Annotated in this window: 9 protein-coding genes; 2 read left to right on the top strand and 7 right to left on the bottom strand. The window is 73.8% G+C overall.

What is annotated here, in order from left to right; all coding sequences use genetic code 11:
• From AB0K37_RS36735 to AB0K37_RS36710, 6 genes are all read right to left on the bottom strand, one after another.
• Positions 1-920 (bottom strand): ROK family transcriptional regulator (locus AB0K37_RS36735; RefSeq protein WP_363989311.1); only part of this gene is annotated, 920 nt, incomplete at its 3' end.
• 83 nt (positions 921-1,003) lie between these two features.
• Positions 1,004-1,543 carry a DUF1707 and FHA domain-containing protein gene (locus AB0K37_RS36730; protein ID WP_363989308.1) on the bottom strand — a complete coding sequence of 180 codons (540 nt, stop codon included), beginning with the start codon at positions 1,541-1,543 and terminating at the stop codon, positions 1,004-1,006.
• A gap of 166 nt (positions 1,544-1,709) precedes the next feature.
• Positions 1,710-2,933: an acyl-CoA dehydrogenase family protein gene (locus AB0K37_RS36725; protein ID WP_363989305.1), complete on the bottom strand. Its 1,224-nt coding sequence runs from the start codon at positions 2,931-2,933 to the stop codon at positions 1,710-1,712.
• Between the two features lie 84 nt (positions 2,934-3,017).
• Complete coding sequence (locus AB0K37_RS36720) at positions 3,018-4,085, bottom strand: DUF3616 domain-containing protein (RefSeq protein ID WP_363989302.1); 1,068 nt, start codon at positions 4,083-4,085, stop codon at positions 3,018-3,020.
• 62 nt (positions 4,086-4,147) lie between these two features.
• Positions 4,148-5,326: a cytochrome P450 gene (locus AB0K37_RS36715; protein ID WP_363989299.1), complete on the bottom strand. Its 1,179-nt coding sequence runs from the start codon at positions 5,324-5,326 to the stop codon at positions 4,148-4,150.
• A gap of 61 nt (positions 5,327-5,387) precedes the next feature.
• Positions 5,388-6,767 carry a lysine 2,3-aminomutase gene (locus AB0K37_RS36710; protein WP_363989296.1) on the bottom strand — a complete coding sequence of 460 codons (1,380 nt, stop codon included), beginning with the start codon at positions 6,765-6,767 and terminating at the stop codon, positions 5,388-5,390.
• A 136-nt stretch (positions 6,768-6,903) separates the two neighbouring features.
• On the opposite strand from AB0K37_RS36710, the gene AB0K37_RS36705 reads away from it, so the two are divergent.
• Positions 6,904-7,956: a zinc-binding dehydrogenase gene (locus tag AB0K37_RS36705; protein WP_363989293.1), complete on the top strand. Its 1,053-nt coding sequence runs from the start codon at positions 6,904-6,906 to the stop codon at positions 7,954-7,956.
• Positions 7,957-8,008: 52 nt separating this feature from the next.
• Positions 8,009-9,340 carry a DUF2252 domain-containing protein gene (locus AB0K37_RS36700; RefSeq protein ID WP_363989290.1) on the top strand — a complete coding sequence of 444 codons (1,332 nt, stop codon included), beginning with the start codon at positions 8,009-8,011 and terminating at the stop codon, positions 9,338-9,340.
• 6 nt (positions 9,341-9,346) lie between these two features.
• Here AB0K37_RS36700 and AB0K37_RS36695 read toward each other — a convergent pair.
• Positions 9,347-10,822, bottom strand: a 1,476-nt coding sequence (locus AB0K37_RS36695; RefSeq protein WP_363989288.1) for a GAF domain-containing SpoIIE family protein phosphatase, incomplete at its 5' end; no start/stop codon positions are given.

Here is a 10,822-nt window from a genome sequence, read left to right as displayed (position 1 = left end):
GCCGTGCGCCGGCCCGCGGTCTGCACGTCGGCGGCGGCGCGGCTGAGCGCGGTGGCGGCGTCCCGTCCGCGGAAGCCGTGCTCGCGCATCAGCCTCAGCACGGCCGCCCCGCCGGTGAGGCTGTGCACCCCGCCGGTGTGGGTGCGCCGCACGTCCCGCATGAGCGGGGCGCCCACGGCGGGCATGTAGCCGATCTCCCCGGCGCCGCCGGTCGCGCCCCGGTGCAGGGTCCCGTTCAGCACGACGGCCATGCCGACGCCGTCGGCGACCCACAGCAGGACGAAGTCCGAGGCGCCCTCGGCGCGCCCGCCGGCCCGCTCGGCGAGCGCGGCGAGGTTGACGTCGTTCTCGATCGCGACGCGCACGCCGAGCCCGCCGCTCAGGGTGTCCACGAGGTCGGGGATGTGCCAGCCGGGGATGTGCGAGGCGTACCCGAGGCGGCCGGTGGCGGGGTCGACGGCGCCCTGGATGCCGACGACGGCCCGGTCGAGGCGGTCCCGGGTGAGGCCGGCCGCGGCGGCGGCGCCGTCGAGCGCGGCGGCCATCCGGGCGACGACGTCCACGCCGGTGCGGCCGGGGGTGGGCAGCGTGTGCTCGCCGACGACCGTCCCGGCGAGGTCGGCGACGCTGGCGCGGATCCGCGCCGGGGTGACGTCGGCGCCGGCGACGTGGGCGGCGGCGCCGTTGATGCGGTACAGCTCGGCGGTGCGGCCGGGGAGCCCCTCGCGGACGCCGTCGCGGACGACGAGCCCGGCCTGCTCCAGCCGCGCGAGCAGCTGGGAGGCGGTGGGCTTGGACAGGCCGGTGAGGTCGGAGATCTGCGGCCGGGTCAGCGGCCCCCGGGCCAGCAGCGCCTCCAGCGCGGCGCGGTCGTTGATCGCCCGCAGCAGGCTGGGCGTTCCGGGGACGGGCACGGACACGGCGGCTCCTCCGAGTTAAGAAGGTTTCCTAACTTGGAGAGAACGTAAGGACTCCTTACAGTTCCGTCAAGGCCCGGGACGGGTCAGGGGGCGGTGACGATGAAGGCGGAGTTGCCGAAGCCGACCTCGTCGCCGGGCCGGACGCGGGCGGGACCGGTCAGCCGGTACCCGTTCACGCGGGTGCCGTTCATCGACCCCAGATCGGAGATCATCCAGCCCTCGTCCGCGCGGTAGATCTCGGCGTGGAACCGGGAGACGGTGAGGTCGGTGAGGATGAACTGGCACGCGGGGGCGCGGCCGACGACGATGCGGCCGAGCTCGCGCGGCGGGAGCATGAACTTGGGCAGCCGCGGGGCCCGCCACGCCGCCTCGATCCGCGCGGTCGCCTGCGAGACCGAGGAGATGAGGCCGGTCAGCCGGTTCACGACGCGGCTGGAGTTCGGCAGGTCGTGCACGATGTCGGCCAGCTCGGCCTGGTTGCGCGCCTGCAGCACCTGGTCGACACGGCGCTCGAACGTCTCGTTCGACATCCGGCCCTCGGCCACGCGCTCGCTGAGGACGCGCAGCACCCGGTCCCGTTCCGTGTCGGACGCTCTCACCGGGAATGAGGGCTGACCGTCCATAGCTGTGAGTATCCAGTCCCCGTCGTCGGCTGTCCAGAAAGGCCCGTCGGGCCGAGGGCGGGCGATCGCCCTCACCCGCCCTCCACCTTTTCGACGCCGCCCGGTCCCCGGAAGTTCGCGGACGGGGCGGCGTCGAGCGGACGCGGCGCCTTATCGGACGGGGCGCTCAGCGCGACAGCAGGTCGCGGGCGATGTGGGTGACCTGGATCTCGTCGGTGCCGGCGTAGATCTGGAAGGACTTGGCGTCGCGGGCGAGCTGCTCCACGCGGTACTCGCTCATGTAGCCGTTGCCGCCGAACAGCTGCACGGCCTCCTGCGCGACCTCGCTGGCCGCCTGCGCGGCGTAGAGCTTCATCGCCGACGCCTCGGCCAGGGTCGGGGTGCGCCCGGCGCGCTGCATCTCGATGTGGCGGAACACCAGGTTCTGCACGTTGAGGCGCGCGACCTCCATCTTCGCCAGCTTGAGCTGGATGAGCTGGAAGTCGCCGATGCGCTGCCCCCACAGCTCGCGGGTCTTGGCGTACTCGACCGACAGCTTCAGGCACTCCTCGATGACGCCGAGGGCCATCGCGGCGACTCCGGCGCGCTCGGTGACGAAGTTCTGGCGGGCCGACTCCTTGCCGCCCTGCGCGCCGGAGGCCAGGAGCCGGTCGGCGCCCGCGCGGACGTCGTTGAGGAACAGCTCGCCGGTGGGGGAGGAGTGCAGCCCCATCTTGCGCAGCGGCCTGCTCTGCTCCAGGCCGGGCATGCCCCGGTCGAGGACGAAGGTGAGGATCTCCCGGTCGCGCGGTGCGGCCCCGTCGTCGAGCTTGCAGTAGAACACGATCGTGTCGGCGTAGGGGCCGTTGGTGATGAAGGTCTTGCCGCCGTTGATGACGTACTCGTCGCCGTCCCTGCGCGCGGTGGCCTGCATCCCGCCGAACGCGTCCGACCCGGAGTTCGGCTCGGTGATCGCCCAGGCGCCGACCTTCTCCATGGTGAGCAGCGGGAGCGCCCAGCGCTCCTTCTGCTCCGGCGTGCCGCGCTTCATGATCGTCCCGGCGGCGAGGCCGAGCCCGACGCCCATCGCCGAGACCAGGCCGGGCGCGACCCTGCACAGCTCGATGACCGGCAGCATCGACATCGCCGCGTTGCCGCCGCCGGGCCGGTCGTCGCCGGAGTCCTCGGCGGGGCCCCCGCCCTGCCCGCCCTCGCGCTCCCTGGCCAGCCGGGCGTGGAAGGACGAGCGGGCCATCTCGTCCATGCCGAACGTCTTGTAGAGGTTGCGGAGCAGGTCGTAGGGCGGCAGCTCGCCCGACTCCAGCGCGTCCAGGTTCGGGCGGACCTCCGCGTCGATCCAGCCGCGCACCGCGTCCCGGATCATCAGGTCTTCCTCGGACCATTCGATCATGCTCTGTTCCCGCCCTCTCGACTCCCGCCGGGTACCGGGGCCCATCCAAGCAGAGACTGAAAGCGAGCGCTTATTCGGGGCCCGCTAGCCGAGATCGACGACGTCGGCGAGGACGCCGCCGTCCGCCGTGAGCCGGTCCGGGGCGGGGCTGTCGTAGACGACCAGGAGGCGGGTGCCCGGCTCGTCCAGCACGGCGATGCCCTCGGCGTGGTCGTCGCCGTCGCCGTGCGGCAGCTCGCCCAGCACCTCCAGCTCGTCGGCCGCGACGACCGACCCGGCGCCGGCGCGGGCCGCCCCCGGCCATCGCACGAGCCGCACCGGGCCGTCCAGGTCCATGCTCGGCCCGGTGAGGACGAGCAGGTCGTCGCCGTGCGGGCACAGGTCGCGGACGCCGAGGCCGCCGAGGTCCAGGAAGTGGGTGCGGTAGGGCTCGCCGTCGTCGCCGATCGGCAGCGCGCGCAGGCGCCGCGGGTCGCGCGGGTGGGAGCCCGGGCGGATCTCCACCAGCACCGCCCAGCCGCGCAGCACGGGCCCGCGCAGCCCGATGTAGAGGCGGTCGCCGTGCACGGCGACGCCCTCGATGTCCAGGCCGTTGTCCTTGCTCGGGATGGCGAGGAACGGCGCGAGGTGCGGGTCGTCGGCCAGCAGGTCGGCGATGGAGTCCTGGTCCAGGCCGAGGACGGCCGCGGTCCGCTCGCCGTCCTCGGCGACGGCGCGGGGGAGGCCGTCGTCGCCGGTGACCAGGGGGATGCGGGCGAGGATGAAGCGGTTGTCCTCCCGGACGACGGTGGCGAGGCGCTTGCGGGCCTTGGCGTCGCCGTTCCCCGGCTTGATCTTCTTGCGCTTGAGGCTGTGCGAGCCGATCGCCCACAGCCACCCGTCGGCGCGGGCGAGGCCCTCGATGTCGGCCTCCTCGCCGGCGCCGGCCGGCAGCGGGAAGAGGTCGGCGAGGGCGATGGTGGTCTGCCCGTCGTAGCCGGTGACGCGCCCGTCCTCGCCGGTGACGGCCGTGAGTCGCTCGATGGTGGCCGTCTCGTCGCCAGCCACCCACAGGCAGCGGCCGTCCCGGCGCACGGCGGACAGGTTGACGTGCGTCTGCGCGTCCCGGCTCTCCTGGCAAAAGCGCAGCTCGACGCGGCGTTCCACGATCATGGGGGCATGCTCCCACAGCGGCGCGGCGCGGGGCGACGCCGGGAACGGTCCAGAACCGGTCCTCAGACGTCCCAGAGGACGTCCAGCCGCGCGGGCTTGCGGAACACCAGCCCGTGCGGCCGGGCGGGTCGGGCGGGATCGAGCCGCAGGCCGGGCAGGCGGTCCAGCAGCGCGGCGAGCGCGGTGCGGGCCTCCATCCGGGCCAGGTGGGCGCCGAAGCAGAAGTGGGGTCCGTGCGCGAACGCCAGGTGCTCGGCGGCGTTGCGGCGCCGCACGTCGAAGCGGTCGGGGGCGGGGAAGACCGAGGGGTCGCGGTTGGCGCCGGCGATCGACACCCGCACGAGGTCGCCCGCCCGGACCGCCGCCCCGCCGAGCTCGGCGTCGCGGACGGCATACCGGTCGACGACCGAGGCCGCGGGCTCCAGCCGCAGCGACTCCTCGATCGCGGCGGGCAGCAGCTCCGGGTCGTCCAGGACGAGCCGGAGCTGGTCCGGGTGCCCGAGCAGGTGCAGCGCGGCGTTGACGATCATGCCCTCGGTGGTGTCGATGCCGCCGAACATCAGGATCGCGGCGTTGGCGACGACCTCGGCGGCGCCGAGGTCGGCTCGGGCGGCCTCGGCCAGCAGCGACCCGGGGCGGGCCGCGGCGATCGCCTCCTCGACGGCCGCGCGCAGCAGCCGGTACGCCTCGTCCGCGCGTGCGGGCGCCGCGCCGCCGGCGGTGATGGCGGACACGGCCTCCACGAACGCGCCGTACCAGGAGCGGACGGTCGCGGCGTCCACCCCGTGCAGCCCGAGAGCCTCCGTGACGACCGCGACGGCGAGCGGCCCGGCCAGCTCGCCGCGCAGCTCGGCCCGGCCGGCCGGCGCCAGGGCGCCGACGAGCCGGTCGGTCTCGGCCTCGACGAACGCGGTGAACCGCTCCCGCGTCCGGGCCGGCCGGAACGGCCGCGCGAACGCGTCGCGGTGCCGGGTGTGGACGGGGCCGTCCAGCGACAGCATGCTCGGCCCGACGACCTGGGCGGTGGAGAAGCGCGGGTCGTCCACGGTGTAGGCGGCCGCGTCGCGCATGACCTCCAGCGCCGGGCCGCGGGCGGTCACCAGCCAGCCGCCCAGCGCGGGCAGCCAGGAGACCGGTTCGCGCTCGCGGAGCCGGGCCAGGTGCGGGTGGGGGTCGTCCTCCAGGGCGGCGGCCGTCACCGACGCGCCGAGCGGGAAACGGGAGGTCGGGTCGATGGTCACCCGTCCCAGCCTAATCCGCAACGTTTCGGATCTACAACGTAAAGGCGTCGGCCGTGACGGTTCAGATCGCCCCCGAGCGCTGCCGCCACCAGTCCTGGCCCTCCTCCGGCAGCGTGTAGATCGGGTCGTGGTACTCGTAGCGCCGGGTCAGCGCGTCCGGGTCGGCCAGCTCCAGGCCGGTGCGGTAGTTCTTGGTCCAGTAGGAGATGCCGCGCTCGCGGTCGTAGTCGGCGAGCTGGTGCACCCACCGCTTGCCGACGTAGGGGACGTCGCAGACGATCCGCGGGGTGGCGAAGCCGGGCAGGTAGCCCATGATCGCGTGCTGCAGCTCCTGCGCCTCCCAGACCGCGAGCCGCCAGTGCTCGCTGCTCGGGATCATGTCGCACATGTACAGGTAGTACGGCAGGATCCCGGCCTCGTCGAGCAGCGCGAACGACAGGTCGAGCAGCGCCTCGGGCGTGTCGTTCACGCCGCGCAGCAGCACGCCCTGGTTGCGCACGTCGCGGATGCCGGTGTCGAGCATCGCGCGGGCCGCCTTGGCGACCAGCGGCGTCACCGACTGGGCGGCGTTGACGTGGGTGTGGATCGCGATCTGCACGCCGCGCGCGTTCGCCTTGGTCGCCAGGCGCTCCATCCCGGCGCGGACGTCGTCCTGCAGCCAGTGCTGCGGCAGGCCCATGAGCGCCTTGCTGGCCAGCCGGATGTCGCGGATGTTGTCGATGTCCAGCAGCGAGTCGACGAACGACTCCAGGCGCGCCCACGGCATGTTGGCGACGTCGCCGCCGGAGACGACCACGTCGCGGACGCCGGGGGAGCGGCGCAGGTAGTCCAGCATGGCGCCGAGCCGGTCCGGCGGCTTGATGGTGAACTTGTGCTTGTCGACGTTCGGCGTGGAGTTGCCGACCAGGTCCATGCGGGTGCAGTGGCCGCAGTACTGCGGGCAGGTCGGCAGGAGTTCGGCCAGGACCTTGGTGGGGTAGCGGTGGGTGAGGCCCTCGACGGCCCACATCTCGGCCTCGTGCAGCGAGTCGCGGGAGGCGTGCGGGTGGGACGGCCAGTCGGTGCGCCGGTCGCTGAACACCGGGAGCATGTAGCGGCGCACGGGATCGGCGTAGAAGGCCTCGGTGGAGGAGGCGTCCATCGTGTTCAGCATCTGCGGGGGCAGCAGCATCGACATGGTGGCGCGCTCGGCCTGGTCGCGTTCCAGGTCGGCGTAGAAGCGCTCGTCGAGCAGGTCGCCCATGACCCGGCGCAGCTGCCGGACGTTCTTGACGCAGTGGGCGCGCTGCCACTGCGCCGACTCCCACTCGGCCTCCGTGACGTCCCGCCATCCCGGCAGGCGCCGCCAGTCGGGCTCTGCCAGCGGCCGGCGCCGGTAGGCGTAGGGCTGGCGCGCGGCCTCCTCGGACTGGAGGGCGTCCGGGTGCAGGGCAGTGGTCATCGTCGACCGCCTCCTCGCCTCACATTGATCGCATAAAAGTCTTGTGTGCCGCCGACGTTACGGGAAGACTTTCGATGAAACCAGGGGTGCCCTGCATATCTTGCGTAACACCACCCGATGTTGGGAGAAAGGCGGCATGACGATGACCGGAGGCGGGACGGGGACGGCGGTCGGGCTGCACCGGGTGCTGGAGCCCGCGGGCGTCCTGCCGCAGGCCGCGCTCCGGCTGGATCCCGACCCGCGGATCCGGCCGGACGAGGTGCGGATCGGCGTCGAGCGCCTCAACCTGGACGCCGCGTCCTACCGCCAGCTGCACACCGCGCACGGCGGCGACCCGGACGCGATCCGGGCCGAGGTGCTGCGGATCATCGGGGAGCGCGGCAAGATGCACAACCCGGTGACCGGGTCGGGCGGCATGCTCGTCGGCGTGGTCGAGGAGGCCGGGCCGGACTCGCCCCTCGGGCTGAAGCCCGGCGACCGCGTCGCCACCCTGGTGTCCCTGACCCTCACTCCGCTGGCGGTCACCGACGGGCTCGCGGAGTGGGACGGGCGGTCCGAGCAGGTGCCGGCGCGGGGCCACGCGATCCTGTTCGCCCGCTCCATCGCCGCCGTCCTGCCCGACGACCTGCCGGTGCCGCTGGCCCTCGCCGTCATGGACGTGTGCGGCGCGCCGGCCCTCACCCGCCGCGTCGTGGCGGCGCGCGAGGGCGGTCCCGTGGTGCTGGTGCTGGGCGCGGCCGGCAAGAGCGGGTCCCTGTCGCTGGCCGCCGCCCGGCGCGCCGGCGCGTCCCGGGTGATCGGGCTGGTGCCCACCGCCGAGGAGGAGGAGCGGCTGGCGGCCTCGGGCCTGGCCGACGCCGTCGTGCGCGCCGACGCCCGCGACCCGGTGGCGGTCGCGGCGGCCGTCGGCGAGCCGGCCGACGTCACCGTCGTGTGCGTGGACGTGCCGGGCTGCGAGCACGGCGCGATCCTCGCCACCGCGCCCGGCGGCACCGTCGTGTTCTTCTCGATGGCGACCTCGTTCCCGGCCGCCGCGCTCGGCGCGGAGGGGCTCGCCGCCGACGTCACGATGCTCATCGGGAACGGGTACGTCCCCGGGCACGCCGAGACCGCCCTGGAACTCGTGCGGTCGGAACCCGCCGTGCGTGCGCTGTTCACCTCCCGGACCGGTGCGGATTCGGCACAATGACCGGGAACATCCCGGCCGTGGCGGGGACCGTCCGATCTTCGAGGGAGAGAGCATGGCGAGCATCACCGAGGAACTGCGCGGACGGGACCCCAAGGAGCGCCAGTCGCAGATCGTCGACGTCCTGGTCGACGCGTTCTCGGACCTGATGGAGCGCAGCCCCGCCGAGTTCCGCCGCCGCTTCCGCAAGATGGCGTCCGACCCGTTCGCGTTCTACCGGGGCAGCGCCTGCCTGTTCTACGCCGACATCGTCCACGACGACGACCCGTGGGCCGACGAGCGCACGTCCCGCGTGTGGATCCAGGGCGACCTGCACGCGCAGAACTTCGGCACCTACATGAACGACGACGGCGTCTTCGTCTTCGACGTCAACGACTACGACGAGGCCTACGTCGGCCACTTCACCTGGGACGTCAAGCGGCTGGTGGCCAGCCTCGCGCTGCTGGCGTGGCAGAAGGCGATCTCCGACGCCGACATCCGCCGGCTCATCGAGACCTACGTGCGCGCCTACGTCGACCAGGTCCGCAAGTTCGCCGCGCACGTGGGCGACGAGAAGTTCGCGCTGACGCTCGACACCACCGACGGCTACGTCCGCGACGTGCTGGTCGCCGCGATGGGCGGCACCCGGACCGGGCTGCTGGAGGGCATGACCGTCGTGTCCGGGGCCGAGCGCCGGTTCCGCGACCGCCCCGGCGTCCGCCGCCTGGACGACGCCGAGCGCGCCGAGGTCGAGGCCGCCTACGCCGAGTACCTGAAGACGATCCCGCATGAGAAGCGCTTCGGCAGCCTCACCTATGAGATCAAGGACATCGTCGGCGCGTCCGGCTTCGGCATCGGCTCGGCCGGGCTGTCGGCCTACAACATCCTCGTCGAGGGCAACACCCAGGCGCTGGAGAACGACGTCGTCCTGTCGATGAAGCAGGGCAACGTCGCCGCCGCCAGCCGCGTCGTCGACGACCCCCGCATCCGCGAGTACTTCCAGCACCACGGGCACCGCACCGCCGTGTCGCGGCGCGCGCTGCAGGCCAACAGCGACCCGTGGCTCGGCCACACCCGGATCGGCGGTGTCGGCTACGTGGTGCAGGAACTGTCGCCCTACGAGGCGGACCTGGACTGGAGCGGCCTGACCGAGCCCGAGGACATGCTGTCGGTGCTGGACGACCTGGGCCGCGCCACCGCCAAGGTGCACTGCGTGTCCGACACCGACTCCGACCACACCCTGGTCGGGTTCCAGGTCGAGGACGCCATCGACGCGGTGATCGGCCCGGACGAGTCGGCGTTCGTGGAGGCGATGGTGGCGTTCGGCACCGAGTACGCCGAGATCGTCCGCGAGGACCACACCTACTTCGTGGACGCGTTCCGCAACCACGAGATCCCCGGACTGTAGGGCGGGTCAGGGCCCGTCGGGGCGGATCAGGAGCAGCGCTATGTCGTCGTGGCTCCGCTGGTCGGACAGCAGGGCCACGACGCCGTCGGCGGTCTCCTCCAGCGTCCCGCCCTGGGAGGCGACCAGGGCGGAGGCGAGCCGGGCGACGCCGTCGTCGACGGTGCGCATCCGGCTCTCCACCAGGCCGTCGGTGTAGAACGCGAGGGTCGCGCCCGGCGGGATCGTCGCCGACACCTGCGGGTGGTCGGCCGGATGCTCGTCGTCGGACACCCCGAGCGGCAGCCCGCGGGTGACGGCGAAGTGCCGTGCGGTGCCGTCCGGCAGGACCAGCAGCGGTGGGGGATGCCCGGCGCTCGCCATCTCGCACCGCAGCGTCGCCGGGTCGCAGACCAGGCACAGGCAGGTGGCGAACTGCGCGGCGTCCAGCTCCTGGGCGATGGCGTCGAGCCGAGTCAGCACCTCGCCGGGCGGGAACCCGCATCGGACCAGCGTGTGCGCGGCGACCCGCAGCTGTCCCATCGCGGCGGCGGCGGTGACGCCGTGCCCGAGCGAGTCGCCGATCACCACGGCGATCCTGTCGCCGGGCAGCGGCACCACCTCGTACCAGTCGCCTCCGACGCCGCTGCGGGCGGGCAGGTAGCGGTGCGCGATCCGCAGGCCGGGCGGGGCGGTGACGGCGGCGGGCAGCAGCGCCGCCTTCAGCGCGGTCGCGGTGCGCTGCTCGCGCCGGTACGCGCAGGCGTTGTCGACGCAGGCGGCGGCGCGGCCGGCGAGTTCGGAGGCCAGCGCCCGGTCGGCCGGGTCGAAGGGCGGCCGGCCGCGCTTGCGGCTGAACACCGCGAACCCGAGGGTGCGGCCGCGCGCGGCGAGGGGCACCGCCAGCAGCGACACGTGGTCGGCGATGCCGTCGAGGAGGCGGCCCGTGCGGCCGGCCACGGTGTCGCGGGCGGCGTCCCCGCCGAACTCGACCATGCCGCCGTCGGCGAGGCAGCGGGCGTAGGGGGAGCCCGGCGGATAGACGATGACCTCGTCGACGGGGAACTCGCGGGACCACTCCCGCGGGTCGTCGTCGGCGAGCGCGACGGCCAGGCGCCGCACGACCGCCGATCCCTCGGTCTCGGCGCCGGGCTGGTCGTCGTCGGCGAGCAGGCTTTCCAGCACGTAGACGGCGCCGGCGTCGGCGAACCGCGGGACGGTGACGGCGACGATCTCGCCGGCGGCCCGGTGGGGGTCGAGGGTGGAGCCGGCGCGGCGGGCCGCCTCGTCCAGCAGCTCCAGGCCGCCGGTGCCGGGTGGGGAGACCGTCAGAAGCACCTGGACGCGGCCGCCCGCGCCCGTCATCGGCTCGCAGGCCACCGGTAGGCCCTCGTCCGACAGCGGCAGGACGCCCCTCCAGGGGCGGCCGGCGGCGGCCGCCTTCAGCGCGACCAGCAGCGGCTCCGCCGCGCCGGGCCGGCCGAGCAGGTCGGTGAGCGCGGCTCC

It is taken from the genome of Actinomadura sp. NPDC049753 (assembly GCF_040674655.1).
Classification (GTDB): Bacteria; Actinomycetota; Actinomycetes; order Streptosporangiales; family Streptosporangiaceae; genus Spirillospora; species Spirillospora verrucosospora.
This window is presented reverse-complemented; position numbering and strand designations above follow the sequence as displayed.